Source organism: Streptomyces sp. NPDC031379, from assembly GCF_055569615.1.
This window is the reverse complement of the sequence record NZ_JBVIIT010000001.1, coordinates 22,672-49,433: the sequence shown is the minus strand read 5'-3', so window position 1 is coordinate 49,433 and position 26,762 is coordinate 22,672. Positions and strand designations below refer to the sequence as shown.

At 72.0% G+C, this 26,762-nt stretch carries 28 protein-coding genes and 1 pseudogene; 20 read left to right on the top strand and 9 right to left on the bottom strand.

Annotated features, from left to right (window positions below; all coding sequences use genetic code 11):
- Positions 1–63 precede the first annotated feature (63 nt).
- Both ACZ5CW_RS00260 and ACZ5CW_RS00255 read right to left on the bottom strand, forming a co-directional pair.
- The gene (locus ACZ5CW_RS00260) at positions 64–378 is read right to left on the bottom strand and encodes a hypothetical protein (RefSeq protein WP_468596966.1); all 315 of its coding nucleotides are present in this window, start codon (positions 376–378) and stop codon (positions 64–66) included.
- Complete coding sequence (locus ACZ5CW_RS00255) at positions 375–680, bottom strand: hypothetical protein (protein WP_468596965.1); 306 nt, start codon at positions 678–680, stop codon at positions 375–377. The genes ACZ5CW_RS00260 and ACZ5CW_RS00255 overlap by 4 nt, the downstream gene beginning before the upstream one ends.
- A gap of 165 nt (positions 681–845) precedes the next feature.
- Here ACZ5CW_RS00255 and ACZ5CW_RS00250 point away from each other — a divergent pair, with 165 nt between their 5' ends.
- Together ACZ5CW_RS00250 and ACZ5CW_RS00245 are read left to right on the top strand one after the other, a co-directional pair.
- On the top strand, positions 846–1,688 hold the full coding sequence (locus tag ACZ5CW_RS00250; protein WP_468597724.1) for a helix-turn-helix domain-containing protein: 843 nt from the start codon (positions 846–848) through the stop codon (positions 1,686–1,688).
- Positions 1,670–1,879, top strand: a complete 210-nt coding sequence (locus ACZ5CW_RS00245; protein ID WP_468596963.1) for a DUF397 domain-containing protein — start codon at positions 1,670–1,672, stop codon at positions 1,877–1,879. The genes ACZ5CW_RS00250 and ACZ5CW_RS00245 overlap by 19 nt, the downstream gene beginning before the upstream one ends.
- Before the next feature lie 15 nt (positions 1,880–1,894).
- Here the strand turns inward: ACZ5CW_RS00245 and ACZ5CW_RS00240 are convergent, their stop codons facing one another.
- Genes ACZ5CW_RS00240 through ACZ5CW_RS00230 form a run of 3 tightly spaced genes read right to left on the bottom strand, consistent with a single transcriptional unit; the run spans position 1,895 to position 4,300 of the window.
- Complete coding sequence (locus ACZ5CW_RS00240) at positions 1,895–3,133, bottom strand: hypothetical protein (protein WP_468596961.1); 1,239 nt, start codon at positions 3,131–3,133, stop codon at positions 1,895–1,897.
- Positions 3,134–3,137: 4 nt separating this feature from the next.
- On the bottom strand, positions 3,138–3,392 hold the full coding sequence (locus ACZ5CW_RS00235; protein ID WP_468596959.1) for a MoaD/ThiS family protein: 255 nt from the start codon (positions 3,390–3,392) through the stop codon (positions 3,138–3,140).
- Positions 3,393–3,448: 56 nt separating this feature from the next.
- Positions 3,449–4,300, bottom strand: coding sequence for an alpha/beta hydrolase family protein (locus ACZ5CW_RS00230; RefSeq protein ID WP_468596957.1), 852 nt, complete (start codon positions 4,298–4,300; stop codon positions 3,449–3,451).
- A 181-nt stretch (positions 4,301–4,481) separates the two neighbouring features.
- Between ACZ5CW_RS00230 and ACZ5CW_RS00225 the strand changes: the two genes are divergently transcribed.
- The 6 genes from ACZ5CW_RS00225 to ACZ5CW_RS00200 all read left to right on the top strand — a co-directional run bounded on the left by ACZ5CW_RS00225 (position 4,482) and on the right by ACZ5CW_RS00200 (position 10,185).
- Entirely contained in the window at positions 4,482–5,261 is a 780-nt protein-coding gene (locus tag ACZ5CW_RS00225; RefSeq protein ID WP_468596956.1) for a response regulator transcription factor, read from the top strand.
- Between the two features lie 106 nt (positions 5,262–5,367).
- A complete protein-coding gene (locus ACZ5CW_RS00220) occupies positions 5,368–6,393 on the top strand; it encodes a LacI family DNA-binding transcriptional regulator (RefSeq protein WP_468596954.1) in 1,026 nt (341 codons plus the stop codon).
- A gap of 99 nt (positions 6,394–6,492) precedes the next feature.
- The gene (locus ACZ5CW_RS00215; RefSeq protein WP_468596953.1) at positions 6,493–7,626 is read left to right on the top strand and encodes a S1C family serine protease; all 1,134 of its coding nucleotides are present in this window, start codon (positions 6,493–6,495) and stop codon (positions 7,624–7,626) included.
- A gap of 10 nt (positions 7,627–7,636) precedes the next feature.
- A complete protein-coding gene (locus tag ACZ5CW_RS00210) occupies positions 7,637–7,873 on the top strand; it encodes a hypothetical protein (RefSeq protein WP_468596952.1) in 237 nt (78 codons plus the stop codon).
- Positions 7,874–7,966: 93 nt separating this feature from the next.
- A complete protein-coding gene (locus ACZ5CW_RS00205; RefSeq protein ID WP_468596950.1) occupies positions 7,967–8,701 on the top strand; it encodes a response regulator transcription factor in 735 nt (244 codons plus the stop codon).
- Positions 8,698–10,185 carry a sensor histidine kinase gene (locus tag ACZ5CW_RS00200; RefSeq protein WP_468596949.1) on the top strand — a complete coding sequence of 496 codons (1,488 nt, stop codon included), beginning with the start codon at positions 8,698–8,700 and terminating at the stop codon, positions 10,183–10,185. The genes ACZ5CW_RS00205 and ACZ5CW_RS00200 overlap by 4 nt, the downstream gene beginning before the upstream one ends.
- A 20-nt stretch (positions 10,186–10,205) precedes the next feature.
- On the opposite strand, the gene ACZ5CW_RS00195 is transcribed toward ACZ5CW_RS00200, so the two are convergent.
- On the bottom strand, positions 10,206–10,685 hold the full coding sequence (locus tag ACZ5CW_RS00195) for a MarR family winged helix-turn-helix transcriptional regulator (RefSeq protein ID WP_468596947.1): 480 nt from the start codon (positions 10,683–10,685) through the stop codon (positions 10,206–10,208).
- 103 nt (positions 10,686–10,788) lie between these two features.
- On the opposite strand from ACZ5CW_RS00195, the gene ACZ5CW_RS00190 reads away from it, so the two are divergent.
- Positions 10,789–11,688 (top strand): NmrA/HSCARG family protein, encoded by a 900-nt coding sequence (locus ACZ5CW_RS00190; RefSeq protein ID WP_468596945.1) that lies wholly within the window; start codon positions 10,789–10,791, stop codon positions 11,686–11,688.
- 44 nt (positions 11,689–11,732) lie between these two features.
- Entirely contained in the window at positions 11,733–13,805 is a 2,073-nt protein-coding gene (locus tag ACZ5CW_RS00185; protein ID WP_468596943.1) for a pectinesterase family protein, read from the top strand.
- A gap of 79 nt (positions 13,806–13,884) precedes the next feature.
- Here ACZ5CW_RS00185 and ACZ5CW_RS00180 read toward each other — a convergent pair.
- Positions 13,885–15,683 (bottom strand): annotated as a pseudogene (locus tag ACZ5CW_RS00180) (bifunctional metallophosphatase/5'-nucleotidase).
- Positions 15,684–15,851: 168 nt separating this feature from the next.
- On the opposite strand from ACZ5CW_RS00180, the gene mshD reads away from it, so the two are divergent.
- From mshD to ACZ5CW_RS00165, 3 genes are all read left to right on the top strand, one after another.
- Positions 15,852–16,778, top strand: a complete 927-nt coding sequence (mshD, locus tag ACZ5CW_RS00175; RefSeq protein ID WP_468596941.1) for a mycothiol synthase — start codon at positions 15,852–15,854, stop codon at positions 16,776–16,778.
- A gap of 101 nt (positions 16,779–16,879) precedes the next feature.
- Positions 16,880–17,266: a GntR family transcriptional regulator gene (locus ACZ5CW_RS00170; protein ID WP_468596939.1), complete on the top strand. Its 387-nt coding sequence runs from the start codon at positions 16,880–16,882 to the stop codon at positions 17,264–17,266.
- The gene (locus ACZ5CW_RS00165; RefSeq protein ID WP_468596937.1) at positions 17,263–18,153 is read left to right on the top strand and encodes an ABC transporter ATP-binding protein; all 891 of its coding nucleotides are present in this window, start codon (positions 17,263–17,265) and stop codon (positions 18,151–18,153) included. The genes ACZ5CW_RS00170 and ACZ5CW_RS00165 overlap by 4 nt, the downstream gene beginning before the upstream one ends.
- Before the next feature lie 529 nt (positions 18,154–18,682).
- Here the strand turns inward: ACZ5CW_RS00165 and ACZ5CW_RS00160 are convergent.
- A complete protein-coding gene (locus ACZ5CW_RS00160; protein WP_468596936.1) occupies positions 18,683–19,009 on the bottom strand; it encodes a hypothetical protein in 327 nt (108 codons plus the stop codon).
- A 200-nt stretch (positions 19,010–19,209) separates the two neighbouring features.
- On the opposite strand from ACZ5CW_RS00160, the gene ACZ5CW_RS00155 reads away from it, so the two are divergent.
- The 6 genes from ACZ5CW_RS00155 (at position 19,210) to ACZ5CW_RS00130 (ending at position 25,591) form a co-directional block, all read left to right on the top strand.
- On the top strand, positions 19,210–19,962 hold the full coding sequence (locus ACZ5CW_RS00155) for a hypothetical protein (RefSeq protein ID WP_468596934.1): 753 nt from the start codon (positions 19,210–19,212) through the stop codon (positions 19,960–19,962).
- 156 nt (positions 19,963–20,118) lie between these two features.
- Positions 20,119–22,473: an RNA degradosome polyphosphate kinase gene (locus ACZ5CW_RS00150; protein WP_468596932.1), complete on the top strand. Its 2,355-nt coding sequence runs from the start codon at positions 20,119–20,121 to the stop codon at positions 22,471–22,473.
- Positions 22,454–23,674 carry a CHAD domain-containing protein gene (locus ACZ5CW_RS00145; RefSeq protein ID WP_468596931.1) on the top strand — a complete coding sequence of 407 codons (1,221 nt, stop codon included), beginning with the start codon at positions 22,454–22,456 and terminating at the stop codon, positions 23,672–23,674. Before ACZ5CW_RS00150 ends, ACZ5CW_RS00145 begins: the two co-directional genes overlap by 20 nt.
- Positions 23,675–23,693: 19 nt before the next feature.
- Positions 23,694–24,119 carry an NUDIX hydrolase gene (locus ACZ5CW_RS00140; protein ID WP_468596929.1) on the top strand — a complete coding sequence of 142 codons (426 nt, stop codon included), beginning with the start codon at positions 23,694–23,696 and terminating at the stop codon, positions 24,117–24,119.
- 357 nt (positions 24,120–24,476) lie between these two features.
- A complete protein-coding gene (locus ACZ5CW_RS00135) occupies positions 24,477–25,331 on the top strand; it encodes an SCO4651 family lipoprotein (RefSeq protein ID WP_468596927.1) in 855 nt (284 codons plus the stop codon).
- 101 nt (positions 25,332–25,432) lie between these two features.
- Positions 25,433–25,591, top strand: coding sequence for a hypothetical protein (locus tag ACZ5CW_RS00130; RefSeq protein ID WP_468597768.1), 159 nt, complete (start codon positions 25,433–25,435; stop codon positions 25,589–25,591).
- 37 nt (positions 25,592–25,628) lie between these two features.
- On the opposite strand, the gene ACZ5CW_RS00125 is transcribed toward ACZ5CW_RS00130, so the two are convergent.
- A complete protein-coding gene (locus ACZ5CW_RS00125) occupies positions 25,629–25,934 on the bottom strand; it encodes a metal-sensitive transcriptional regulator (RefSeq protein ID WP_468596926.1) in 306 nt (101 codons plus the stop codon).
- A gap of 206 nt (positions 25,935–26,140) precedes the next feature.
- Here ACZ5CW_RS00125 and ACZ5CW_RS00120 point away from each other — a divergent pair, with 206 nt between their 5' ends.
- Positions 26,141–26,761 (top strand): DUF47 domain-containing protein, encoded by a 621-nt coding sequence (locus ACZ5CW_RS00120; protein ID WP_015493282.1) that lies wholly within the window; start codon positions 26,141–26,143, stop codon positions 26,759–26,761.
- The last annotated feature ends 1 nt before the right edge of the window (position 26,762 follow it).

Sequence of the window (26,762 nt, the reverse complement as noted above, 5' to 3'; positions counted from 1 at the left end):
GCACCCCCTGGGTTGGACGCCAGTGGGGGTGCGGCCCTTCGGCCTGCCGTCGTGGGGGATGCGTCAGCCCCGTTCCCGGACGGCCGCGAGGGCGATCGCCGCGAACAACGCGGTGACACAGAGAACGACGAGCAGGCCGCTCACGGCCGCGCCGTCGGCCGCTCGGCGCCCGGAACGACGCCTCGTGCGAGGGCCGGGCCGGGAAGTGCGGCGAGGGACGGGGGCGGGGTCGGCGGCGGGGACGTCGGGTGTGCCGCGCGCACCCGGACGGAACGGCGGAAGCGCGTAGGCCGGCCATGGGGTGGTCCGGTCCCGCGGTGCCATGCGCTGTCCCTGTCGCCTGCACTCCTCGTACGGCAGACCTCCGACGGCCGTCATGCGCGGTGCTCCTTCCTCTGGTGCTGGCGCAGCAGGACGTTCACATCGGTTTCGGCACTGCGGTCGTACGCCACCCGCGCCGCCTCCCGCCGCTCGGCCAGCTCCAGGCACGCGGCACAGCCGGGTACGGGACGCGGTGGCCGACTGGCGGCATCCAAGGGCGGGGGCAGGGGCGGCACCGAGCGGGTGCGCTGGTTGACGGCTCGGACACTCGCGGCGAGCCGTTCCCGGTCCGTGGCCGGACGAAGGGTCTCCGGGTCGGCCTGACGTCCGGGCTCGTGGGACTCCGACTTCGCTGTCATGCGGCCAGCTCCTTTCCGTGAACGCCTGTGCGCAGCGCTCATCGATGACTACGCTGCGTGTTCGGGATGCTTACGAGCATGGCGCACGGAGTGAGCGTCCGGGCTGTTGAAGGGCCCAAATTCAACGGTGGGCCTGCCAAATTCAACAAATTCAACAGGAGCGCGATGCCGCAGCGTCTGGTGTTCACGGGACGGAGTCAGGAGCCGAGGGAGCGGTTCACCGAGGAACTGCGGCGCCTGAGAAGCGAGCGGGGCCTGAGCCTGCGGGACCTCGCGAAGGAGGTGGGCTGGGACTCGTCCCAGTTCAGCAAGATGGAGAGCGGCCGGACGCTGGGCGGGCCGGAGGTCGTACAGGCGCTGGACCAGTTCTACGGGACGCCGGGTTTGCTGGTGACGTTGTGGGAGCTGGCGGCGGGGGATCCGACGCAGTTCAAGGAGCAGTACCGGCGGTACATGGTCCTGGAGGCCGAGGCGATCAGCCTGTGGCACTACGCGGTGAGCGCGCCACCGGGCCTTCTCCAGACGTCTGGGTACGCACGCGAGGCGCTCGCGGTGGGCTGGCTCAAGGGCCCCGAACTGGACCAGCAGGTCGAGGCGCGCCTGGGGCGACGGCAGTTGCTGGAGGGCGACGACCCGCCGCCTTTCCGCGTCATCCTGTCCGAGGCGGTGCTGCGCACCTCGCTGCGTGACGCGGGAGCGTGGCGGGAGCAGTTGGAGCACTTGGCGGAGGCCGCCGAGCGCCCGAACATCACCCTCCAGGTGCTGCCGTTCAGCGCAGGCCCGCATGGCCTGATGAACACCGCCGTGAAGTTTCTGCGCCTGCTGGACGGCCGCACGGTCGCTTACACCGAGAACGATCTGCGCGGCGAACTTGTCGAAGAAAACGCCTCAGTTGAGCTTCTGCAGCGTAGGTACGATGCGATGCGCGACCTCGCGCTGCCCCCAGCCGAGTCGCGCAAGTTCATCCTGCGGATGTTGGAGGAAATGCCGTGCGAGCCATCGACCTGAACGGCGTGACCTGGCGCAAGAGCAGCTACAGCAACACGAGCGGCGGCGACTGCCTCGAAGTCGCCGCCGACGTCCCCTTCCTCGTCCCCGTCCGCGACAGCAAGGCCCCCGCCCGCGGCACCCTCGTCTTCCGGGCCGACGCCTGGGCGGCCTTCGTCAACGAGGTCAAGCGTCGGGGGCCGGTCGGCTGAGACCGTAAACGGTCTTCAGCCGGCCAGTGCGCGTCCCAGGACCCAGACGACCGGTGCCGCCGCCGACAACGGCAACGCCACGCCCGCCGTGAAGTGCACGAACCGGGACGGGTAGTCGTAACTGGCGACCCGGTGACCGATCAGAGCGCACACCCCGGCGGCCCCGCCCAGCAGCGCCCCCTTCGCTCCGAAGCCGGTCATCCCGCCGACGGCGATTCCCGCGCCCGCCGCGGCCAGCAGCGCGACCACGACCGACGCCGGCGTCGGCAGGGGCAGGGCCCGTGCCAGGATCGCCACCGCCACCGCCGCCGCGCCCACGGACACCGCGTGCGTGTCAGCGCCGAGATACCCCGTCGCGAGGACGGTGAGCGACGCCGAGGCGACCGTCGCCATCAGGCCGTACATCCGCTCGTCCGGCGAGGCGTGCGAGCGCAGCTGCAGGACCAGGGAGAGCAGGACCCAGACGCCGAGCGGCCCGAGGATCGCCGCCGGGGCGTGCTCGCGGCCCGCGACCAGCACCGCCGCATCGGCCGTCAGTCCGCCCGCGAAGGCGAGCGCGATGCCCTGCCTGGCCGGCCACATGCCGTTCAGCCGGAACCATCCCGCCGCCGTCACCGCCTGGAGCAGCACCAGCGGGACGAGGAGGGCGTAGGAACCGATGGGGGCCGCGGCGGCCAGCAGCAGACCCAGCAGCGCGGTGAGCGCCGCCGGCTGCATGCCGGGCTCGATGATCGGGGAGCGGCCCTCCAGGCGGGCCCGCTGGGCGTCGGTGATCCGGGCGTTCCCGGCGAGCGTCGCGGGGCCGTAGTCAGGCCCCGGGGACTCCGGTCCGGTGGCCGGGGGCTCGGGCCGCGGCGCCGGCTCGGGCCGCGGCGCCTGGGGCGCGTACGCCTCCGTGAACCCGTGAGCCTGCTGGTGCTGCTCAGGCTGCTGGTACTCCTGATACGGCTGCTGCTGATACGCCGCCTGCGGCTCGTGCTGCTGCTGATAGGCCTGCGGCTCGTGCTGGGCCGGATACGCCTGCTGCTGGTGCTGCTGCGGCGGCAGGTACGCCGTCTCCGGCGACTGCACCGGGGCGTGCGTCTGCGTCTCCCAGGTCTGGCCCTGCCACTGCTGGGTGAGCTGCGGGTCGTAGCCGGGCTGCCGGCCGTACTGCTCGTGACCGGGCCACGCCTGCTGGGGCTGGTGCTGGGGCTGCTGCTGATAGGGGTCGTAGCCCTCGTACGGGCCGCCCTGATACGGCTGGTCGCTCATCGCCTCACCCTCCTGCGAACGGCGGGAGCACCTCGACCGTGCCGCCGTCGGCCAGCCGTACCGTCTCATGCGCGCGGGTCCCGACGGGGTCACCGTCGATGAGGAAGGAGCATCGCTGCAGCACGCGTGTGAGTTCCCCGGGGTGTCGCGCGCGCACGGCGGCCAGCGCGTCGGCGAGCGTGTCCGCGTCGTACGGCTCCTCGGCGACTCCGGCCGCGGCCTTGGCGGCGGCCCAGTAGCGCACCGTGACCTTGGGCATCTGATTCCTCAATCGACGGCAAGAAAAGACAAAGACAAAAGACAGATGGTGTCAGGCTAGCCCGCCGCCGTCGCGGCCCAGTCCCCGATCCGGGCCAGCAGGGCGTCGTCCGCCGCGTTCTCCGCATGGCCCATGCCCGGCTCCACCCAGAGTTCGCCGTGGTCACCGGCGGCCTCGGCCAGCATGCGGGGGTGGTCGAGCGGGAAGTAGCCGTCGCGGTCGCCGTGCACGATCAGCAGCGGGGCGGGGGCGATCCCCGGCACCGCCTCGGCCGGGGAGAGCGGGACCGGGTCCCACTCGCCCTGGTGGATGCGCGTGCGCAGGCCGTAGCGGCTGACCAGGCGGCCCGCGGGGCGGGTGACCAGCCAGTGCAGACGGCGCATGGGGGCCGTGCCCCGGTAGTACCAGCGGGCGGGGGCGCTGACCGAGACCACCGCGTCCACCGTGCCGGGGCGCAGGGCTGCGTGCCGCAGCACCACCGAGCCGCCCATCGAGAAGCCGACGGTCACCACGCGCGCGTGCCCGAGGCCGCGGGCCCACTCGACGGCGGCGGCGAGGTCCAGCACCTCCTTGTCGCCGACCGTGGAACGGCCGCCGGAGCGTCCGTGGCCGCGGAAGGAGAAGGTGACGACGGCGCCGTGAGCGCGCAGGACGCCCACCACCCGTCGAACATGCGGGCGATCCACGTCGCCGGTGAAACCGTGGGCGACCACGAACACGAGGTCACGGGAGGCAGGCGGGAAGGTGTCCGGAGGTGTTTCGTATACGGCGGCGCCGGGATCGTATACGGAATCGATCGGAATTCCGTCTGCGCTGTACAGGAACGTCCGGATAGCGGCACGTCCGCTTGTCTCGGAATTCGGACGAACGGTGGAACCTGCCACATGACCTGCCGGACGGTTGCTCATGTGGGCTATTCTGCTGTGCAGAGGACTCGGGCAGCGTAGCCCCCGGGTCCTTTTGTGCTTTCGGAAGCGTTGTATACGAAGCGGGAAACACCAGGTGACCGCGGATGTACGGGGCCTTCGGGATCGCGAAGCAGTGCCGCACCGCACACGTCCTCGCAGGGACCGAGGAGGAACCAGACGTATGAGTTCTCTGCTGCTCCTGACCAACGCCCTCCAGCCGTCGACGGAGGTGCTCCCCGCCCTCGGCCTGCTGCTGCACAACGTGCGGGTCGCCCCGGCCGAGGGCCCCGCCCTCGTCGACACCCCCGGCGCCGACGTCATCCTCGTCGACGGCCGCCGCGACCTGCCGCAGGTGCGCAGCCTGTGCCAGCTGCTGCGCTCCACCGGCCCCGGCTGTCCGCTCATCCTCGTCGTCACCGAGGGCGGTCTCGCCGCCGTCACCGCCGACTGGGGCGTCGACGACGTGCTCCTCGACACCGCCGGCCCCGCGGAGGTGGAGGCGCGGCTGCGGCTCGCCATGGGCCGGCAGCAGATCGTCAACGACGACTCCCCGATGGAGATCCGCAACGGCGATCTCTCGGTGGACGAGGCGACCTATTCCGCGAAGCTCAAGGGACGGGTCCTCGATCTCACCTTCAAGGAGTTCGAGCTGCTGAAATACCTCGCCCAGCACCCGGGCCGGGTCTTCACCCGCGCGCAGCTGCTGCAGGAGGTGTGGGGATACGACTACTTCGGCGGCACCCGTACGGTCGACGTGCACGTACGGCGGCTGCGCGCCAAGCTCGGACCCGAGCACGAGTCGCTGATCGGCACTGTCCGGAACGTCGGTTATCGATTCGTTACGCCCGAGAAGGGCGAGCGGGCCTCCGACGAGGCCAAGGCCAAGGCGGACCGGGCAAAGGCGGAGGATGCGGACGCATCCGCCGCCCTGGACGGTGCCGAGTTGCACGCGGACGCGTAGTTCTCCCCGGCGGGGCGTGGAAGGCGCTCGGGCGGGGCATTGCTTCCGCACATCCAAGCGGTGATACGCCCTGCCCAGAGCGGGTCAATCCGCGTAGACTCCGCGCGTGGCCAAGGTGACTCGGGATGATGTGGCACGGCTGGCTGGGACCTCCACCGCCGTCGTCAGTTATGTCATCAACAACGGACCCCGGCCGGTCGCCCCGGCCACGCGCGAGCGTGTCCTCGCCGCGATCAAGGAACTGGGGTACCGGCCCGACCGGGTCGCCCAGGCGATGGCGTCGCGGCGCACGGACCTCATAGGCCTGATCATCCCGGACGCCCGCCAGCCGTTCTTCGGCGAGATGGCGCACGCGGTGGAGCAGGCCGCCTCCGAGCGCGGAAAGATGGTCCTCGTCGGCAACACCGATTACATCGGCGAACGCGAGGTCCACTATCTGCGTGCCTTCCTGGGCATGCGGGTCTCCGGTCTGATCCTGGTCAGCCACGCCCTCAACGACCTCGCCGCCGCCGAGATCGACGCCTGGGACGCCCGGGTGGTGCTGCTGCACGAGCGTCCGGAGGCCATCGACGACGTGGCCGTGGTGACGGACGACCTCGGCGGCGCCCAGCTCGCCGTACGCCACCTGCTGGAGCACGGCTACGAGTACGTCGCCTGTATGGGCGGTACGGCCGACACACCGGCCGTCGGCGACCCGGTCTCCGACCACGTCGAGGGCTGGAGGCGGGCCATGGCCGAGGCGGGCCTGTCCACGGAGGGCCGGCTGTTCGAGGCACCGTACAACCGCTACGACGCCTACCGCGTGGCCCTGGACGTCCTCTCCGGCCCGGACCGGCCGCCGGCGGTCTTCTGCTCCACCGACGACCAGGCGATCGGCCTGCTGCGGGCCGCCCGCGAGCTGCGCATCGACGTACCCGGGAAGCTGGCCGTCGCGGGCTTCGACGACATCAAGGAGGCCGCGCTCGCCGACCCGCCGCTGACCACGGTCGCCTCGGACCGCTCCGCCATGGCGCGGGCGGCGGTGGACCTCGTCCTGGACGACGGCCTGCGGATCGCCGGGTCCCGGCGCGAGCGGCTGAAGACCTTCCCGTCCCGGCTGGTGCTGCGCACGTCCTGCGGGTGCACGGGCTGAGCCCTCCGGGCTCCGCCTTTATATCGGGCAAACGAGGTTCTGCCGGGCTTCTCAGGGAGCACTCAGGAAGCTCTCATGGTCGCGGGGGAACCTCTTGTCATGACCGAGAGCATCCGCCGCAGCGGCGAGTACGGGTACGGCACCCCGCAGGGTGACGTCCACCAGGGCACGTACGTACAGCAGGACGCGTACGCCCAGCAGCACAGCTACTCCGCTCCCGTGAACCCCGAGTGGCCGCCCCCGCCGCCGTACGAGCCCACGACGGCGACGGCCGGCGCGCCGGCCCCCGAACCGATGGCTTCCGGGCCGGTGACTCCCGAACCGATGGCTTCCGGGCCGGTGACTCCCGCGCCCGGGAAGAAGCGCACCCGGGGTCCGGTGGCCCTGCTCGCGGCGGTCGCGATCGTCGCGGCGGCGGTCGGCGGCGGCACGGCGTACGCCTTCCAGCAGCTGACCGCCAAGGACACGGTCGCCTCGGCCGGCACCACCACCAAGGTGGTGCCCGCCGGCAAGAAGGGTGACGTCGCCGCGATCGCCGCCGCGGTCAGCCCGAGCGTCGTCGAGATCAACGCGACCCTGAGCAACGGCTCCTCCACCGGCTCCGGTGTGATCATCACGTCCGGCGGGGAGATCGTCACCAACAACCACGTCGTCTCCGGCGCCACCTCGGTCAAGGTGCGCACCAGTGACGGCAAGAGTTACTCCGCCCGGATCGTCGGCACCGACAGCTCCAAGGACCTCGCGCTGATCAAGGTGGAGGGCGCGTCGGGGCTGAAGGCGGCGAGCCTCGGCGACTCCGACAGCGTCCAGGTGGGTGACTCGGTCGTCGCGATCGGCTCCCCCGAGGGCCTGACCGGCACCGTCACCAGCGGCATCGTCTCCGCCCTGCACCGGGACGTCACCGTCTCCACCGAGGAGAACCAGGGCCAGAACCAGGGCGGCGACGGACAGTGGCCGTTCCAGTTCGGCGGCCGTGAGTTCAACGGCGACACGGGTTCGTCCACCACGACGTACAAGGCCATCCAGACGGACGCGTCCCTGAACCCCGGCAACTCCGGCGGCGCGCTGATCGACGCGAGCGGCCACATCATCGGCATCAACTCCGCGATGTACTCCTCGAGTTCGCAGGCCTCCTCGTCCTCGGACGCGGGCAGCATCGGCCTCGGCTTCGCCATTCCCGTCAACACCGTCAAGTCCGACCTCGCCAAGCTGCGGGCGGGCTCCAACAGTTAGGGAGCAGGTCATGATCAAGAAGGTTTCGCACCAGGTCTCCGACCACGGTCCGGCCGACTTCGCCCTGGCCCTCTCGGTCGCGTCCACGCTGCACCCGCACGTCCCGGCACCCCGCGCCCCGGAGGTGCCCGCGACGCTCGTCCCCCAGCTGATGGGCCTGCGGACCTCCGCCTCCCGTCCGCACCGCCGCAAGGTGCCCCTGAAGCGCCTGAACACGATACGCAACCTGAGCGTGCTGACGGTCTGAGCCCCGCGCCTGCCCACCGACCGGCCCGGGACCGTGCGAGGCTGAGAGACGCCCCGCCCACCCCACCCACCGCACCCCGAGGAACCGCGAGCGATGAGCCCCTCCGAAGGCGACCGTGACCCCCAGCGCATCCTGATCGTCGACGACGAGCCCGCCGTCCGCGAAGCGCTCCAGCGCAGCCTCGCCTTCGAGGGATACGACACGGAGGTTGCCGTGGACGGAGCCGACGCACTGGAGAAGGCCACGGTCTACCGGCCGGACCTGGTCGTCCTGGACATCCAGATGCCGCGCATGGACGGCCTGACGGCGGCCCGTCGCATCCGGGGCACGGGCGACACCACCCCGATCCTCATGCTCACGGCCCGCGACACGGTCGGCGACCGGGTGACGGGGCTGGACGCGGGCGCCGACGACTACCTCGTCAAACCCTTCGAACTGGACGAACTCTTCGCCCGCATCCGCGCGTTGCTGCGCCGCAGCTCCTACGCGGTCGCCGTGTCGGCCGAGGCCCAGGAGGACGAGGCCCTCACCTTCGGCGACCTGCGCATGGACCTCGCGACCCGCGAGGTCACGCGCGGCGGACGGCAGGTGGAGCTGACCCGCACCGAGTTCACGCTCCTGGAGATGTTCATGGCCCACCCCCGCCAGGTGCTCACCCGTGAGCAGATCCTGAAGGCGGTGTGGGGCTTCGACTTCGAGCCCTCGTCCAACTCCCTCGACGTCTACGTCATGTACCTGCGCCGCAAGACCGAGGCCGGCGGCGAGCCGCGCCTGGTGCACACGGTGCGCGGCGTGGGGTACGTCCTGCGCCAGGGCGGCGCGGAGTGAGGAGGCTGGCGCGCCGCTACCGGGCGCTGCCGATCCGGGCGCGGCTGGCGATGCTGGTGGCGGCGGCGGTGGCGTTCGCGGTGGCGGCGGTCTCGGTCACCTGCTGGTTCATCGTGGAGCGGAAGCTGTACGACCAGGTCGACAAGGACCTGCAGAAGACCGCGCAGCCCCAGCGGGAAGGGAACGTGGCGTCCGCGCTCGCGACGTGCCCGCAAGCGCCCGGCGGGAACATCATCGGCGGCCTGCACACCCATGTCAGCTATTACTACCTGCAGCTCGTGAAGCGGGACGGCACCGCCTGTGTGTCCGCCGACTCCGCGGGCCGGGTGAAGACCACCTCCGCCGACACGGACGTCATCGTCAGGGCGAACGACAGCCGCGGCGGCGCGCTCGACGGCATGCTGCGCGACGGCACCGACGCCGAGGGCGACGCGGTGCGCGTGCTGACCCAGCCCCTGACCATCAGCCAGGGTCCGGGCGTCCCGCCCCAGCTGTATCCGGAAACGGCCCTCCAGGTCGCGATATCGCTGAAGAGCACCAAGGACACGCTCAAGGACCTCGCCCTGGTCCTCCTGCTCGTCTCGGGCATCGGCGTGGTCGGTGCCGGTGCGGCGGGGCTGGCGGTGGCGCGGGCGGGGCTGCGTCCGGTCGACAAGCTCACGGAGGCCGTCGAGCACGTCGCGCGGACCGAGGACCTGGGCATCCGCATCCCCGTCGACGACGACAGCGAGGACGAGGTGGCCCGCCTCTCGCGGTCCTTCAACTCGATGACGACCGCGCTGGCCGGCTCCCGCGAGCTGCAGCAGCAGCTGATCGCGGACGCCGGGCACGAACTGCGCACCCCTCTCACCTCGCTGCGTACGAACATCGAGCTGCTCACCCGCAGCGAGGAGACCGGCCGGCCCCTCCCCCCGGAGGACCGCAAGGCGCTGCTCGCCTCGGTGAAGGCGCAGATGAGCGAGCTGGCCTCGCTGATCGGCGATCTGCAGGAGCTGTCCCGCTCGGAGGGGCAGCGGGGCGAGCGGGTACAGGTGGTGGCGCTCCAGGACGCCGTCGAGGCGGCCCTGCGCCGGGCGCGCCTGCGCGGGCCGGAGCTGACGATCACCACGGACCTGGAGCCCTGGTTCGTCCGGGCGGAGCCCTCCGCGCTGGAGCGGGCGATCGTCAACATCCTCGACAACGCGGTGAAGTTCAGCCCCGGGGGCGGCACGGTCGACGTCCGGCTGAACGGCGGCGTGCTGACGGTACGCGACCACGGGCCCGGCATCCTCGAGGACGAACTCCCGCACGTCTTCGACCGGTTCTGGCGCTCCCCCAGCGCGCGGGCCCTGCCCGGCTCGGGCCTCGGCCTTTCCATCGTGGCCCGTACGGTCCAGCGGGCGGGCGGCGCGGTCACCCTGGCCCGCGCGGAGGGCGGCGGCACGGTGGCGACCGTACGGCTGCCGGGCGCGCCGACGCCTCCGCCCCCGGCGCCGGCCGCCTGAGCGGGTGCGTCCCGGTCGGCTCAGTCCGGCTCGGGCATGGCGCGCAGGCGTTCGATCTGGGTGTGGCTGAGGTCGTTCGCGCGGCGCATGTGCCGGGTGATCGCCTTCAGCTCGTCCTCGCTGTGGTCGTCGAGGATCGTCTCCCAGGTCCGTCCGAGGTCGTCCCACACCGCGGTGACACGGGCGACGCGCTCCGGCACCGGGGTGACCAGCACCCGGCGGCGATCCTGCCGGTCGGGGGTGCGGGCGACGTAGCCCGCTCGCTCGAGCCGGTCCACCAGGCGGGTGGCCGAGCCCGTGGTGAGGCCCGTGCGGTCGGCGATCTGCTTGACCGTGAAGGGCTCGGCCTCGGCCGTCAGCAGGCTCAGGCACTGCACGTCGGTCGGATGCAGCCCCAGGTGGTCGGCGACGGCCTGGTTGAACAGGACGTACGCCGCCAGATAGCGGCGGGACTCCATCGACAACTCCTCGTACAGCCGGGCCCGGCGCGGGTCTGTCATGGGGTCCCCTTCCTCAATCGCTGCGTGACGCAGCGATAACTGCTACTCTCTGCGTGACGCAGTCAATGCGCCACGCAGTAATTCTATCCACTGGGGGACCACCATGCTCACCGTCGCCGTCACCGGTGCCACCGGCGCCCAGGGCGGAGCCACCGCCCGCGCCCTGCTGGCCGCCGGCCACCACGTCCGCGCCCTCACCCGCCGCCCGGACTCGCCGGCCGCCGGCGCGCTGCGGAGCCAGGGAGCCGAGGTCCGGCAGGCCGACCTCGACGACCGCGCCTCCCTCGACACGGCCCTCGCCGGGGCCGACGCGCTCTTCGCGGTCACCACCCCGTTCGGCACCGACACCGACACCGAGATCCGGCAGGGCAGGGCCCTCGTGGACGCCGCCGCGGGCGCCCGCCTCGGCCACGTCGTGTTCACCTCCGCCGCCCACGCCGACCGGGGCACCGGCGTCCCGCACTACGAGAGCAAGCACGCGGTCGAGCGGTACCTGTGCGCGTCCGGCGTGCCCTGGACGGTGATCGCCCCGGCCGCGTTCATGGACAACTACGCGAGCGGCTGGACCCTCGACGGGCTGCGCGAGGGCACCTTCGCCTGGCCCATGCCGTCCGACCGGCCCCTCACGCTCATCCCCGCCCGTGACATCGGCGCGTTCGCCGCGCTCACCCTGCAGCGCCGCGCGGAGTTCACCGGCCGCCGGATCGACATCGCCTCCGACACGTGCACCCCCGAGCGGATCGCGGCCGTCCTGGCCGGCGCCACCGGCCGTCCGGTCACCCACCGGGAGGTGCCACTGGACCACGTGCGGACCAGGTCCGAGGACCTGGCGTCGATGTTCGCGTACTTCACGACGCACGGCCTCGACGTCGACGTGCCCGGGCTGCGCCGCGTCTTCCCCGAGGTCGGCTGGCACTCCTTCACCGACTGGGCCGCGGCGCAGGACTGGCCCGCGCTGCTGACCCGCCACGCCGGGCACGGCAACCATTCCGGCCGCGGGTGACGACTGCTCAGCAGTCCAGTCCCCACAGGAAAGGCAGCTCGCGCATGAGTGAGCACCGCAGCACCGCCAGGCCCCGCCACCGCAGAAGCCGCCGGACCCTCGCGTTCGGCCTGCCGCTCGCGCTGACCGCCACGGGCGCCCTCGCCTACGGCCTCCTGGGGGCCGGCACCCGCTCGCAGGCCTCCGCCGCCACCACCACCGCCGCCGTGCCGGCCTGGGCGACGGCCACCGCCGACGGGTTCGCCTCCGTCGACGCCCTCGGGCAGAACGGCACCTACGGCGGCCGGGGCGGCGCGATCGTCACCGTGAAGACCCTGGCCGATCTCGAGAAGTACGCGACCGCCGACGAGCCGTACGTCATCGTCGTCGCCGCCACCATCGACATGGACCCCGTCGGCAAGGAGATCAAGGTCCGGTCGGACAAGACCATCATCGGCTCGGGCACGTCCGGGCAGATCGTCGGCGGCGGCTTCTTCCTCGGCCAGGGCGTGCACAACGTGATCATCCGGAACCTGACCATCCGGGACGCGTACCAGGGCGTGTGGAACGACAAGGAGCACGACTACGACGGCATCCAGATGGACGGCGCCCACCACGTCTGGATCGACCACAACGACATCCGGCACATGGCCGACGGCCTCATCGACAGCCGGAAGGACACCACGTACCTCACCGTCTCCTGGAACAGGCTCGGCCAGGAGAACAAGGCCTTCGGCATCGGCTGGACCGACAACGTCACCGCGGACCTCACCCTCCACCACAACTGGATCCGCGAGACCGAGCAGCGCAACCCGTCCACCGACAACGTGGCCCACGCGCACCTCTACAACAACTACCTGGAGGACGTGGCGGGGACGGACATCACGTCGTCCTACGGCAACTACGCCCGGGGCAGGACGAACATGCTCCTGGAGAACTCCTACTTCCAGGGCCTGAACAACCCGGTCGTCAGGGACGCCACCGCCACCCTCGTCCAGCGCGGCAACGTCTTCTCGGGTACGACGGGCAAGAACGACAGCGGTGGATCGGGCACCGCCTGGGACCCGAAGAAGTACTACGCCTACACCCTGGACCGGACGGCCGACGTCCCGGCGCTGCTCAAGTCGGGCGCGGGTCCCCGCGGTTCGCTGGGCACCACCGCGACGACGAAGGCCGCCACGGCCACGACGATCACCGTGGCCGCCGACGGCAGCGGCCGGTTCCGGACCGTCCAGGCCGCCGTGAACGCCGTACCCGCGAACAACGCCTCCCGGGTGGTGATCTCCGTGCAGCCGGGGACCTACCGCGAGGTCGTGAAGGTCCCGGCCGACAAGCCGCACGTCACCATCCAGGGCGCGGGCGGCAGCCGCAAGGACACGACGATCGTCTACGGCAACGCGGCCGGCATGACCAGGCCCGACGGCTCCGGCACCTACGGCACTCCGGGCAGCGCCACCGTCTCCGTCATGTCGGACGACTCCCAGATCCGCAACCTCACCGTCACCAACGACTTCGACGAGTCCAGGCACCAGGACATCGCCAACCAGGCGGTGGCCCTGCTGACGCAGGCGGACAGGATCGTGCTCGACGGGGTCATCGTCGACGGCGACCAGGACACCCTGGAGACGGAGACCGCCGCCAAGGACAAGCCCGGCCGGGTCTACATCGGCAACTCCTACATCACCGGCAACGTCGACTTCGTCTTCGGCCGGGCCACGGTGGTCGTCGACAGGTCCGTCATCACCCTGAAGAAGCGCTGGAACGGCACGTCGGCGGGGTACGTCACGGCGCCCAGCACCCCGGCCGGCCGCAAGGGCATCCTGATCAACCGCTCCACGGTGAACGGCGACGTCTCCGCGTCCTCGTTCCATCTCGGCCGCAACTGGCACCCCGGCGGCGACACGACCGTCGACCCGCAGACGACCGTCCGCAACAGCACCCTGAGCGCCGCGGTCAAGCCCACCCCCTGGTCGGACATGGGCGGCTTCTCCTGGAAGGACGACCGCTTCGCCGAGTACCGGAACACCGGCCCGGGGTCGGGCACGGCGACGTCCGACCGGCCCCAGCTGACCGATGCCCAGGCCGCGGACCAGGAGGTCACGGACTGGCTGGGCGACTGGACACCGGCCGCCTCCTGACACCGGCGCCCCGCACGAGAACGCCCCTGAGAGAAGCTCTCAGGGGCATTTCCGCAACCGGCGGGCCACGCGCACGGGCCTACTGCACGACGGTGATCCGGCCGGTCTTCGGCGGGGCGATCGGCGCGGCGGGCGTCGAGTTCGCCGTCAGGTACTTCTCCAGGGCCGCCAGGTCGTCGGAGCCGACCAGGTCGTTCGTGCCCTGGCCCAGCGTCGGGAAGCCGTCGCCACCACCCGCGAGGAAACTGTTGGTGGCGACCCGGTAGGTGGCCGCCGGGTCGATCGGGGCGCCGTTCAGGCGGATGGAGTCGGTGACCACACGGTCCGCGCCGGACCTGGTCAGGTCCAGGGTGTAGGTGAGCCCGGCGGACGGCTGGAGGATCTTGGGCGCCGCCGCGTTGACCCCGCTCACCTGCTCCTTGAGCACCTGGATCAGCTGGGCACCGGTGAAGTCCTGCAGGTTCACGGTGTTGGCGAACGGCTGGACCGTGAAGCCCTCGGCGTAGGTGACCACTCCGTCGCCCTCGGCGCCCTTGGCCGGGTAGGTCAGGCCGGCCCGCACCCCGCCCGGGTTCATCAGCGCGAGGCTGGTCCCCGGGTCCAGCTCCCTGCCGTGGGCGAGCTGCGCGTCGGCGATCAGATCGCCCATCGGGGACTCGGTGCCGGTGTTGCCGATGTCGGCGGAGATGTAGCCGATGGGGCGGTTGCCGATCGGCGCGGCCAGGGTGTTCCACCGGGCGATCAGGTCCGTCATGTCCTGCGCCTTGGGGACGTCCCGGGTGACCACGTGGTTCGCGGACTTCACGGACGTACGCGCGATGTCGCCGGTGTAGCGGTCGTACCTCAGCGTGGTGTCCGTGTAGAGACGGCCGAAGGAGGCCGCCGAGGTGACCATGCGGGGCCTGCCCGAGGGGTCGGGGACCGTGCACACGTACGCGGTGTGGGTGTGGCCTGTGACGAGGGCGTCGACGGACGGCGTGACGTTCTTGGCGATGTCGACGATCGGGCCCGAGATGCCGTCGCCCGCGCCCGGGGAGTCGCAGTCGTAGTTGTAGGCGCCGGAGGCCGGGAAGCCGCCCTCGTGGATCAGGGCCACGATCGACTGCACGCCCTGGCGCTGGAGCACCTTGGCGTACTTGTTGATCGTCTCGACCTCGTCCTTGAAGGTCAGGCCCTTGACGCCGTCGGCGGAGACGATGCCCGGGGTGCCTTCGAGCGTCACGCCGATGAAGCCGATCCGGACGTCCTTCTTCTTCCAGATCCAGTACGGCTTCAGGATCGGCTTGCCGGTCTGCTCGTCCAGGACGTTCGCTGCCAGGTAGGGGAAGTCCGCCCCCTGGAACTCCTCGTCCGTGTAGCAGCCGTCCTTCGGGTGGCAGCCGCCGTTCTGCAGGCGGGCCAGCTCCCGCGCACCCTCGTCGAACTCGTGGTTGCCGACCGAGGTGACGTCCAGCTTCAGCTTGTCGAGCGCCTCGATGGTGGGCTCGTCGTGGAACAGGCCCGACAGCAGCGGGGAGGCGCCGACCATGTCGCCGCCGGCCGCGGTGATCGAGTACGGGTGGCCCTCGCGGGCCGTGCGCAGGTGGGTCGCGAGGTACTCGACGCCCCCGCGTCGACCGTCTTCGTCGTCCCGTCCGGCTGGAGTTCGCCGACCCGGCCGGAGGAGCCCGACGGGGGTTCGAGGTTGCCGTGCAGATCGTTGAAGGACAGCAGCTGGACGTCCTGGTAGCGGCCGGGGCGGCCGTGCCCGTGGCTTCCGCTGTCGGAGTGCGCCTGCGCGGGCAGCGCGGCGGCCAGTGCGGCGGCCGTGGCGAGAGCGGCGGTCGCCGCGAGGAACGCGGAGGTACGGCGTCCGGTGCGCCGCGGTACGGCTGGCATGAAACCCCCCTGTGGGTCGGCTGCGATGAGTGGGCCGGCAGCGCAGCCTAGGGTCAACGCGCGTAGCGCGACAGGGGGTTCATGGTTACATCCTGGTTTCCCTTCGCCGCCCCCCGCACCGGCTCAGGTGCCGGGACTTCGACCCGCACGCCCCGTACCCTCATAGGCATGAGCAGCGACGACACCGTACGGGCCTTTCCCTCCCGCTCCATCGAGACCTACTCCGCGCTCACCCACGACCAGGCCGAGGCCGTGCTCGGCCTGCTCGCCGAGGCCGCCCGGGTCGACGGGCAGCAGCCGGTGTCCGAGCAGGGCCGGCTGCAGCTGCGCGGGGGCACCCGCGAGGGCGTCTCGCATCTGCTGCTGAACATCGACGGCGAACTCGTCGGCTATGCCCAGCTGGAGGACACCGACCCGGTGGAGGCGCCGGCCGCCGAACTGGTCGTCCATCCCACGCACCGCGGGCACGGGCACGGCCGGGCGCTCGGCGCGGCACTGCTCGCCGCCTCCGGCAAGCGGCTGCGGGTGTGGGCGCACGGCGGGCACTCCGCCGCCCGGCACCTGGCCCAGGTGCTCGGCCTGACCCTGTTCCGTGAACTGCGCCAGATGCGGCGCGCGTTGACGGACCTGGAGCTGCCCGACCCGGATCTGCCCGAGGGCGTGAGCGTGCGCGCCTTCGTGCCCGGCAAGGACGACGCGGCCTGGCTCGCGGTCAACGCCGCCGCCTTCGCCCACCACCCCGAGCAGGGCTCGCTGGCCCAGCGGGACCTCGACGCCCGCAAGGCCGAGCCGTGGTTCGACCCGGCCGGGTTCTTCCTCGCCGAGCGGCGCGGGGAACTGGTCGGCTTCCACTGGACCAAGGTGCACGCCGAGGAGGGGCTCGGCGAGGTGTACGTCCTCGGGGTGCGGCCCGGCGAGCAGGGCGGCGGGCTCGGCAAGGCCCTCACCACGATCGGCCTGCGCCACCTGGCCCGGCAGGGGGTGCCGACCGCGATGCTCTACGTCGACGCCGACAACAAGGCGGCGGTGTCGGTGTACGAGCGGCTGGGGTTCACGGTCCACGAGACCGACCTGATGTACCGCAGCGAAACCTGACCTACACCGCTTGGCGGACGGCAAGGGGCGGTCGGCTTGACGACCGCCCCTCTCTTACACCACCCTTTCACTACTCAATTAGTGAAAGGGTGGTTCTACGCGTGGTCGAGTACCGCATCGACCGGCACAGCGGGGTCGCCACTTACGTCCAGATCGTCCAGCAGACCAAACAGGCACTCCGCATGGGCCTGCTGAAGCCGGGAGACAGATTGCCCACGGCACGCGAAGTCGTCGAAGCCACCGCCATCAACCCCAACACCGTCCTGAAGGCGTACCGGGAGCTGGAACGCGAAGGGCTCGTGGAGGCACGACGGGGTCTCGGGACCTTCGTGCGGCGCTCCCTGGGGGCCGCCCCGGCCGACTCCGCGCTCCGTGCCGAACTGGACGCCTGGGCCACGAGGGCCCGCGCCTCCGGGCTGGACCGGGACGACGTCGCCGCACTCTTCACCGCCGTACTCGACACGCACTTCCAGGGAGAACCGTCATGAGCGACACGGCCATCGAGGCCCACGGCCTCGGCAGGCGCTTCGGGCGCCGGGGAGGCTGGGCGCTGCGCGACTGCGCCTTCCGGCTGCCCGCGGGGCGGGTGTGTGCCGTCGTCGGGCCCAACGGCGCCGGCAAGTCGACGCTGCTCGCCCTGGCCGCCGGGCTGCTCCCGCCCACCGAGGGCCAGGTGAGGGTGCTCGGCACCAGCCCGGCCGAGGCCCGGCCCCGGGTCGGCTTCGTCGCCCAGGACAAGCCGCTCTACCCGCAGCTCACCGTCGCCGAGACGCTGCGCATGGGCGGCGACCTCAACCCCGGCCGCTGGGAGGCGGCCGTCGCCGAGCAGGTCGTCGCGGGCGGCGATCTCGACCCGAGGTCCCGCATCCGCTCCCTGTCCGGCGGCCAGCGCACCCGGGTCGCGCTCGCCCTCGCCCTCGGCAAGCGGCCCGAGCTGCTGCTCCTGGACGAGCCGATGGCCGACCTCGACCCGCTGGCCCGGCACCAGCTGATGGGCACGCTGATGGCGGAGGCCGCCCGCTGCGGCACCACGATCGTGATGTCCTCGCACGTCGTCGCCGAACTGGAGGACTCCTGCGACCACCTGCTGCTGGTCGGCGACGGCCGGATACGGCTGTCCGGGGAGATCGACGACCTGCTCGCCGCCCACCTGCGGGTGACCGGCGCCGCGGACTCCGCCGACCTCGGCGCGCACACCGTGGTCGACTCCCGGGTCACCGGCCGCCAGCTCAGCGCGCTGATCCGCCCGGCCGGACCGCTCCCCGCCGGCTGGCGCACCTCGGCACCCTCCCTGGAGGAACTGGTCCTCGCCCACCTGCGCAACCCGAAGGCCCCGGCCCTGACCCCGGCCGAGAACGAGGAGCACGCCGCGTGAGTGCCGCCACCGACCTGAACCCATCCGCCCAGGCGCCGGCAGCACCGCGCCAGGTCCGCTGGCTGCTGCGGCTGCACCGCCCCGCCCTGTACGCCTGGACCGGCCTCGTCGTCGGCGTGGCCGGCGCGCTGCTGTGGCTGTGGGGCCCGCTCACCGACGCCGCGGCGGCGGCCTGGGAGCAGTACGACAACACGTGCGCGCACGGCGACCCGTGCCGGTACGACCAGGACGCGATCCTGCGCTACAAGGACGTCTACCAGTACACGACCCTCGCCGTCCTCGCCGTCCCGTTCCTGGCCGCCGCCTGGGCGGGAGCCGCCCTGACCGGCCGCGAGCTGGAGACCGGCACGACGCGGCTCGCCTGGACCCAGAGCGTCTCCCCCACCCGTTGGCTGGCCGCCCGGCTCACGGTCCCGGCCGCCCTGGTCACCACCGGCACCGGGCTGCTGGCGCTGCTGCATCACGTGGCCTGGTCGGCGGGCGAAGGCCGTATCGACACCGCCGAGACGTGGGAGGCCGCGACCACCTTCTACTCGGGCGGCCCGCTGATCGCCGGCCTCGCCCTGGCCGCCCTCCTCGTCGGCGCCCTGACAGGACTGCTCCTGGGCCGCTCGCTGGTCGCGCTCTGCACCAGCGCGGTCACCACGGCCGCGCTGTGGGTCGCCGTCCACATGGCCCTGCCGCACCTGTGGCCGACCGCCACCAGCGTCACCGGCCGCCCGGGCTCTCCGACGTACACGGGCATCAAGGTCGAGGAGGGCATCGTCACCTCGACCGGCGCCCACCGGCCCAGCTCCACATGCGTGGCCGACGCCAGCACCGTGTGCCGGGAACTCAACGACAGACGCGGCGCCACCGGCTTCTACATCGACTACCACCCCCTCTCCCACTACTGGCCGCTGCAGCTGGCCGCGACCGGCGTCCTCCTCGCCCTCACCTCACCGCGCTGCTGGCCGTACTGGCCTTCTGGCTGGTGCGGCGCCGGACCACCGGGACCGCCGTCCGCGGGAAGTCCACCGGCACCCCGCCCGCCGCGGCCCACGAAGGAGCCACCGCATGACCGCCCTGGCCCCGGACCGCCCGGCCACCCGCCGCACCCTGCTGCGGCTGCACCGCCCCGCCCTGCTCGTCTGGGCCGCCTTCGTCGCCCTCGTCGCCGGCGAACTGCTCTGGGTCCACTCCTCCGCAGCGCCCCGGGACCGGGACTGCACGGGCCGCGGAGGCTGGTGCACGTACACCGCGTTCACCGACACCAACAACGTCATGAACCTCCTCGGCGAGGCCCTCTCCTACGCCCCCTGCGCGGTGGCCGCCTGGGCCGGTGCCGCGCTGATCGGCCGGGAACTGGAATCCGGCACCGCCAAGCTGGCCTGGACCCAGGGCAGCTCACCGGCCCGCTGGCTGACCGCGAAACTGACCACGGCGGCGCTGCCGCTGCTGGCCGGCGGCAGCGTGCTCGCCCTGGCCTACGGCAAGGTCTGGTCCGCCGACCGGGACGTCCTCGTCACCCACTGGACCTGGGACCGCGTCTTCGTCCCGCGCGGCCCGCTGCTGCCCGCGCTCGTGCTGTTCGCCCTGGCCGCGGGCGCCCTCGCCGGGCTGGCACTGCGCCGTACGCTGCCCGCGCTCGCCGCCGCCGCGGCCGTCACCCTGGCCCTACGGCTGTACCTGCGCGAGCTGTGGAAACCGCTGCGCGGACCGCTGTCCGGCTTCTGGCCCCTGCACCTGGCCGCCACCGGCATGGTCCTCGCCCTGACCGCGCTCGCCACCGGCGCCGCGTACGCGGTGCTGCGCCGCCGGACCGCCTGAACCCGCCTCGCGCCGGTCCGGTACGCCCCTCCACGGGGGGAGGGACGTGCCGGACCGGCGTTTTCGCATCCCAGAACCCCTTCGAGCCGCCCCTCGCTATCCCGCACGTCATGTCTCCGTAACCATCGATTCAGACGAGCTTGCGACGCTCGGCCAATGAAGCCCGCCGTGCCAGAGCCTTCGCCGCCCCCCGAGGGGCCAGCGCTGAACGGAGCCGTGACGCTCCCGCCCGCACGTTCCGACGCGCCCGTCACGCTCGTGGCGCGGAAGAATGGGGTCATGAGTCAGCAAGACACCCAGGCAGAGGTTCAGCACCCGCAGCCCTCTGTGGGCTCCATCGCCGCGCACCGGCCCCACACCGTCGCCGCGGTCGTTTCCGACCTGGAACCCGACATCGATGCCGACCTCGACGCGTACGAGGAGGCGCAGGGCGAGGGGGGTCCCCTGCCGCAGGGGCGCTTCCTCGACCGGGAACGCAGCTGGCTCGCGTTCAACGAGCGCGTCCTGGAGCTGGCGGAGGACCCGAACACCCCCCTGCTGGAACGCGCGAACTTCCTCGCGATCTTCGCCAGCAACCTGGACGAGTTCTTCATGGTCCGGGTGGCCGGACTGAAGCGCCGTATCGCCACCGGTGTCGCCACCCGCTCCGCCTCCGGCCTCCAGCCGCGCGAGGTGCTGGAGATGATCTGGGCCCGCTCCCGCGAGCTGATGGCCCGGCACGCCGCCTGCTACCACGAGGACGTCGCCCCCGCGCTCGCGGAGGAGGGCATCCACCTGGTCCGCTGGAACGAGCTGACCGAGAAGGAGCAGGCGCGGCTCTTCACGCTCTTCCGGCACCAGATCTTCCCGGTCCTCACCCCGCTGGCCGTGGACCCCGCGCACCCCTTCCCGTACATCTCCGGCCTCTCCCTGAACCTGGCCGTGGTCGTACGCAACCCGGTCAGCGGCCACAAGCACTTCGCCCGCGTGAAGGTGCCGCCGCTGCTGTCCCGCTTCCTGGAGGCCGCCCCCGGCCGGTACGTCCCCCTCGAGGACGTCATCGCCGCACACCTCGAGGAACTCTTCCCGGGCATGGAGGTGCTGGAGCACCACGCCTTCCGGCTCACCCGCAACGAGGACCTCGAGGTCGAGGAGGACGACGCCGAGAACCTGCTCCAGGCCCTGGAGAAGGAACTCATGCGGCGCCGCTTCGGCCCCCCGGTACGCCTGGAGGTCGAGGAGTCCATCGACCGCGAGGTACTGGACCTGCTGGTGCGCGAACTGAAGATCTCCGAGGCCGAGGTCTACCCGCTGCCCGGCCCCCTGGACCTCACCGGCCTCTTCCGCATCCACAGCCTCGACCGGCCGGAGCTGAAGTACCCGAAGTTCATCGCCGGCACCCACCGCGACCTCGCCGAGGTCGAGTCGGCGTCCGCGCCCGACATCTTCGCGGCGCTGCGCGCCCGTGACGTGCTCCTGCACCACCCGTACGACAGCTTCTCCACCTCCGTGCAGGCCTTCCTGGAGCAGGCGGCGGCCGACCCCGACGTCCTCGCCATCAAGCAGACCCTGTACCGCACCTCCGGCGACTCGCCCATAGTGGACGCGCTCATCGACGCCGCCGAGTCCGGCAAGCAGGTGCTGGTCCTGGTCGAGATCAAGGCCCGCTTCGACGAGCACGCCAACATCAAGTGGGCGCGCAAGCTGGAGGAGTCCGGCTGCCACGTGGTCTACGGCCTGGTCGGCCTGAAGACGCACTGCAAGCTGTCCCTCGTGGTCCGCCAGGAGGGCGAGACTCTGCGCCGCTACAGCCACGTCGGCACGGGCAACTACCACCCGAAGACGGCCCGCCTCTACGAGGACCTGGGCCTGCTCACCGCCGACCCGCAGGTCGGCGCGGACCTCTCCGACCTGTTCAACCGCCTGTCCGGCTACTCCCGCCGCGAGACCTACCGCCGGCTCCTCGTCGCCCCCAAGTCCCTGCGGGACGGCCTGGTCGCACGGATCGACAAGGAGGTCCAGCACCATCGTGCGGGCCGTCCGGCCTTCGTCCGCATCAAGGTCAACTCGATGGTCGACGAAGCGGTCATCGACGCGTGCTACCGGGCCTCCCAGGCCGGCGTGCCGGTCGACGTCTGGGTGCGTGGCATCTGCGCCGTCCGCCCGGGCGTCGCGGGCCTGTCGGAGAACATCCGGGTCCGGTCGATCCTCGGCCGCTTCCTCGAGCACTCCCGGGTCTTCGCCTTCGGCAACGGCGGCGAACCCGAGGTGTGGATCGGCAGCGCCGACATGATGCACCGCAACCTCGACCGCCGGATAGAGGCCCTGGTCCGGGTGGTCGACCCAGGCCACCGCGCAGCCCTCAACCGGCTGCTGGACACCGGCATGTCCGACACCACCGCCTCCTGGCATCTCGGCCCGGACGGCGAGTGGACGCGACACTCGGCCGATGGGGACGGCCAACCCCTGCGCAACGTCCAGGAGATGCTCATAGACGCCCGGAGGCGCCGGCGTGGCACAGCAACACCTTGACCCGACGGACCCCGCGGCCGGCGCGGTGACCGGGGAGGCCCTCGCGGCCTACCTGCGCGCCCAGGCCACGCAGTTCCTCCGCGCCCTGCGTCTGCACCGGGAGACCGGCGGCAGCTCCGTGGGTGGCGCGGAGGCGTCCGTCGACGCGGCGCGCGCCCTGCGCCGCTCGGCCCGCCGCATCAGCGCCAGCCTGCACACCTTCCGCCCCCTCCTCGACCCCGGCTGGTCCGAGGAGATGCGCCCGGAACTGGCCTGGCTGTCGGGCACATGGGGCCTGGAGCACGCGTACGAGGCCCGTCTGGAACGGCTGTTGCTGGCCCTGCACCGGTTGTCGGGGGCCGCGGTCTTCCCGGGGCAGGCGGCCGACGGCACGGCGAGCGGCGGGGCCGCCCTGAGGGCCACGGTCGGCCGTGCCGGGAGCGGGGCCACGGGCGCGGTCGACACCCTGGCCGACGCGGCCGGCGCGACCGCCGCCGTGGCCGCGGGCAGCCGTGCCGCCGGGGCGGCTGCCGTCCCCCTGAGAGCGGCTCCGGAGAACACCGGTGGCCCGGCCGGCCCGACGCCGGCCCCGGAACGCGGCAACCTCACCGTGGGCGCGGCCAAGGCAGGCGCCCTGCTCGAACGCCAGCTGACGCTGGCCCGGACCCGGGCCCACTCGACCGCCCTCCAGGCCCTCGGCTCCTCCCGCTTCCACGCCGTCGCGGACAAGGTCGCCTTACTCGCCAGTGAGGTCCCGCTCACCCCCGCCGCCCTCACCACCGGCCTGCGCCCCCTCGCCGCCGCGGCCGAGGAGCGCCTCATGGACGCCATCGGCGCCCTCCCCCTGATCACCGCCGGCCTCCCCTACAACGCCGAGGCCCTGGTCCACGGCCTGTCCCCGGACACGTCCCCGCACCCCCAGGACAGCCCCTGGCACCAGGTCCGCCTGCTGCTGCGCCTGCACCGGTACGCCGGTGAGGTGCTGAACGGCGGCAACGCACCGGTGAACCTGCGGCTGCTGGCGGCGGGTCAGGCCCTGAACCGGCACCGGGACGCCTCGGAGGCCGCCGCGGCCGCCGCACAGGCGGCCCGCACACCGCGCATCGCCCCCGCCACGGCGTACGCGCTCGGCGTGCTCCACGCCGACCAGCGGCACGAGGTGGAGGCGGCCAGGTTCGCGTTCCAGCAGGCCTGGCAGAAGCAGACCGTCAACGCACCCTGAACCCCCACGAGGAGGCGGTGTGAACGACATCCTGGTCCAGGCGGCGGGCTGCGTGCTCTGGCGCCGCTCGCCGGTCGCCGGCGGCCTGGAGATCTGCCTGGTCCACCGGCCCAAGTACGACGACTGGTCCCACCCCAAGGGCAAGCTCAAGCGGGGTGAGGAGCCGCTCGCGGGCGCCCTGCGCGAGGTCGCGGAGGAGACCGGGTACACGGCCGATCCCGGCAGCGAGCTGCCGACCTTGCGCTATCTGGCCAACGGCCGTCCCAAACAGGTGCGTTACTGGGCCGCCGAGGCGGTTTCCGGCCACTTCACGCCGACCGACGAGGTGGACCGCATCCTGTGGCTCTCCCCGGCCGACGCCCGCGGCCGGCTCACCCAGCCCCGCGACCGGGACCTGGTGGACGCCTTCCTCCGGCCGTCCGCCCATGCGCGGGGAAGGAGCTGAGCCCGGTCACGGAGCCGTTCTGTGCCCCTCCGCGTCCGTGCGGGCCTGGCTGCGGGCCCGGCGGGCGGGGCCGCGCCAGCCACAACTGCATCTGGCCACACAGAAGCGCCCCTGTTCGGTCGTCGTGGTGAGGTGTTCCTGCCCAGGCCGGGCGGGCTCGGGCCCGTCCTGATACGCCGCGGTGACTGCCACGGTGACAACGCTACCCAGCCGGCGGCGAAGAGTTCCCCCGGCCCCGCCCCGCCGTCCCCCGCCCTCCCGCACGCCCCCGGCGGCGCGTGACGGCGCCCCCTACCCGTCGTTAACCGAACGACAGGGGGGCCCGTGACGGACGTACCGGCTGGGGGTAGGCAGGCCATGGATCGGCGGCAGCACAGGCGCGCGGGCAGGACGGTCCTCGCGGTGGGCATCATGCTCGGCCTCGGCACGGGTGCCACGGGCTGTTCCGGCAGCGGAGCCGCCGCCGAGGACGTCAAGGGCGCGGGCGACCCGGTCGCCGCCCTGCACCGGGCCGCCGACGCGCTGCTCGGCGCGGGCAGCTCCAAGGCCAGCACCTCGATGGAGATGGCCACGGGCGGCACCCGGGTCACCATCCGCGGCAAGGGCGTCTACGACTACCGGCACCGGCTCGGCCGGCTCACCGTCGTCCTGCCCGAGGACCCCGCGGGCACCGCCGAGCACCGGCCCATCACCGAACTCCTCACCCCGGGCGCCCTGTTCATGAAGAACCGGGGCGCGGGCGTGCCCGCCGACAAGTGGGTGCGCGTGGAGACCGCGTCGCTGTCCGACGGCAACCTGGTCACCGGCGGTGTGACCGACCCGTACACGGCGGCGGAGGTGCTGCGCGGGACGCGTACGGCGACCTGTCTCGGCAGGACCGAGGTCGGCGGCACCGAGGTGCTGCACTACCGGGGGACGGCGGATCTGAGCCACGCGGCGCGGTACGCCTCGGCCGGCAGCAGGGCGTCCCTCACGGCGGCGGCGAAAGGGTTCGCCACCGCCGAAGTGCCGTTCGACGCCTACCTGGACGAGCAGGGCCGCATCCGCAAGCTCAGGCAGCGCTTCAGCTTCGTCAACGGCCGCCAGAAGACGGCCGTGGCGGTCGCCTCGACCACGCTGCTGTACGGCTTCGGCGCCCCCGTGGACGTGACGCTGCCGCGCGCGACGGACATCTACGCGGGCCGGATCGCCGAGAACGAGCCACCGCACTAGTCCGGTGCGCCACCCTCGAACTAGCCCGTCCGTGCCATGCGCGGTGTGTAGAGCCCTGCCTACTCTAGGAAGTCGGTGACGGCAGAGAAGAGGTGAGGCAGGTGGCTCCGGTCTGCGGTACGGCGGTTCAGGATCACGTGGCCCTCGCCGAGATCGAGCTGTGCGGGGAACTGATCATCGCCGCCTCGGCCGCCGAGGACCGGCTCAGCCTGGAGAGCATCGACCAGGTGCTGCGGGTGGCCGAGGAGCGGCAGGGCTGAGCGGCGGCGGGCGCGGGGCCGGCTCGTCCGCGGGGGCTCAGGTGCGCAGCAGGCGGCCGATCGCCTTCGTCGCCTCCTCGACCTTCGCGTCGATCTCGTCACCGCCCTTGACGGCCGCGTCCGCGACGCAGTGCCGCAGGTGCTCCTCCAGCAGCTGCAGGGCGAAGGACTGCAGGGCCTTGGTGGAGGCGGAGACCTGCGTGAGTATGTCGATGCAGTACGTGTCCTCGTCGACCATGCGCTGCAGACCGCGGATCTGGCCCTCGATCCGGCGCAGCCGCTTGAGGTGCTCGTCCTTCTGCTTGTGGTAGCCGTGCGTGGCGCCGGCCTCGGTCGTCGTCATCGCGGGCCTCCATCTCGGGACGAGCTGCGGATACATACCCCTACAGGGTATATGGTACCGAACTTTGCCGGGTAGAAGGCCCTTGGCCCGCCCCCGTGCTGATCACTCTGCCTGATGGGCGACACTGGGGGACGGCCCGATAGCCGTGGCCGGATGATGCGCCTAGCATCAGCCTGACCGAAACCGAAGCACCCCGAGGACCCCACGTGCGCTTTCGTCTGACCCCCAGGGAGACGAGCTTCTACGACATGTTCGCCGCCTCCGCGGACAACATCGTCACGGGCTCGAAGCTCCTGATGGAACTGCTCGGGGCGGACTCCTCCGCCCGGGCCGAGATCGCAGAGCGTATGCGGGCCGCGGAACACGCAGGTGACGACGCCACGCACGCGATCTTCCACCAGCTGAACTCCTCGTTCATCACGCCGTTCGACCGCGAGGACATCTACGCCCTCGCCGGGTCCCTGGACGACATCATGGACTTCATGGAGGAGGCCGTCGACCTGGTCGTCCTCTACAACGTCGAGGAACTGCCCAAGGGCGTCGAGCAGCAGATCGAGGTGCTGGCCAGGGCCGCCGAGCTGACGGCCGAGGCCATGCCGAACCTGCGCACCATGGACAACCTCACCGAGTACTGGATCGAGGTCAACCGGCTGGAGAACCAGGCGGACCAGATCCACCGCAAGCTGCTCGCCCACCTCTTCAACGGCAAGTACGACGCGATCGAGGTGCTCAAGCTGAAGCAGATCGTGGACGTCCTGGAAGAGGCGGCGGACGCGTTCGAGCACGTGGCGAACACGGTGGAGACCATCGCCGTCAAGGAGTCCTGAG

Bases quoted from the DNA above. Each gene is read 5' to 3' on its own strand.
- ACZ5CW_RS00260 (WP_468596966.1), bottom strand. From the start codon at position 378: ATGACGGCCGTCGGAGGTCTGCCGTACGAGGAGTGCAGGCGACAGGGA.
- ACZ5CW_RS00255 (WP_468596965.1), bottom strand. From the start codon at position 680: ATGACAGCGAAGTCGGAGTCCCACGAGCCCGGACGTCAGGCCGACCCG.
- ACZ5CW_RS00250 (WP_468597724.1), top strand. From the start codon at position 846: ATGCCGCAGCGTCTGGTGTTCACGGGACGGAGTCAGGAGCCGAGGGAG.
- ACZ5CW_RS00240 (WP_468596961.1), bottom strand. From the start codon at position 3,133: ATGAGCGACCAGCCGTATCAGGGCGGCCCGTACGAGGGCTACGACCCC.
- ACZ5CW_RS00235 (WP_468596959.1), bottom strand. From the start codon at position 3,392: ATGCCCAAGGTCACGGTGCGCTACTGGGCCGCCGCCAAGGCCGCGGCC.
- ACZ5CW_RS00230 (WP_468596957.1), bottom strand. From the start codon at position 4,300: ATGAGCAACCGTCCGGCAGGTCATGTGGCAGGTTCCACCGTTCGTCCG.
- ACZ5CW_RS00225 (WP_468596956.1), top strand. From the start codon at position 4,482: ATGAGTTCTCTGCTGCTCCTGACCAACGCCCTCCAGCCGTCGACGGAG.
- ACZ5CW_RS00215 (WP_468596953.1), top strand. From the start codon at position 6,493: ATGACCGAGAGCATCCGCCGCAGCGGCGAGTACGGGTACGGCACCCCG.
- ACZ5CW_RS00210 (WP_468596952.1), top strand. From the start codon at position 7,637: ATGATCAAGAAGGTTTCGCACCAGGTCTCCGACCACGGTCCGGCCGAC.
- ACZ5CW_RS00205 (WP_468596950.1), top strand. From the start codon at position 7,967: ATGAGCCCCTCCGAAGGCGACCGTGACCCCCAGCGCATCCTGATCGTC.
- ACZ5CW_RS00195 (WP_468596947.1), bottom strand. From the start codon at position 10,685: ATGACAGACCCGCGCCGGGCCCGGCTGTACGAGGAGTTGTCGATGGAG.
- ACZ5CW_RS00190 (WP_468596945.1), top strand. From the start codon at position 10,789: ATGCTCACCGTCGCCGTCACCGGTGCCACCGGCGCCCAGGGCGGAGCC.
- ACZ5CW_RS00185 (WP_468596943.1), top strand. From the start codon at position 11,733: ATGAGTGAGCACCGCAGCACCGCCAGGCCCCGCCACCGCAGAAGCCGC.
- mshD (WP_468596941.1), top strand. From the start codon at position 15,852: ATGAGCAGCGACGACACCGTACGGGCCTTTCCCTCCCGCTCCATCGAG.
- ACZ5CW_RS00165 (WP_468596937.1), top strand. From the start codon at position 17,263: ATGAGCGACACGGCCATCGAGGCCCACGGCCTCGGCAGGCGCTTCGGG.
- ACZ5CW_RS00155 (WP_468596934.1), top strand. From the start codon at position 19,210: ATGACCGCCCTGGCCCCGGACCGCCCGGCCACCCGCCGCACCCTGCTG.
- ACZ5CW_RS00150 (WP_468596932.1), top strand. From the start codon at position 20,119: ATGAAGCCCGCCGTGCCAGAGCCTTCGCCGCCCCCCGAGGGGCCAGCG.
- ACZ5CW_RS00135 (WP_468596927.1), top strand. From the start codon at position 24,477: ATGGATCGGCGGCAGCACAGGCGCGCGGGCAGGACGGTCCTCGCGGTG.
- ACZ5CW_RS00125 (WP_468596926.1), bottom strand. From the start codon at position 25,934: ATGACGACGACCGAGGCCGGCGCCACGCACGGCTACCACAAGCAGAAG.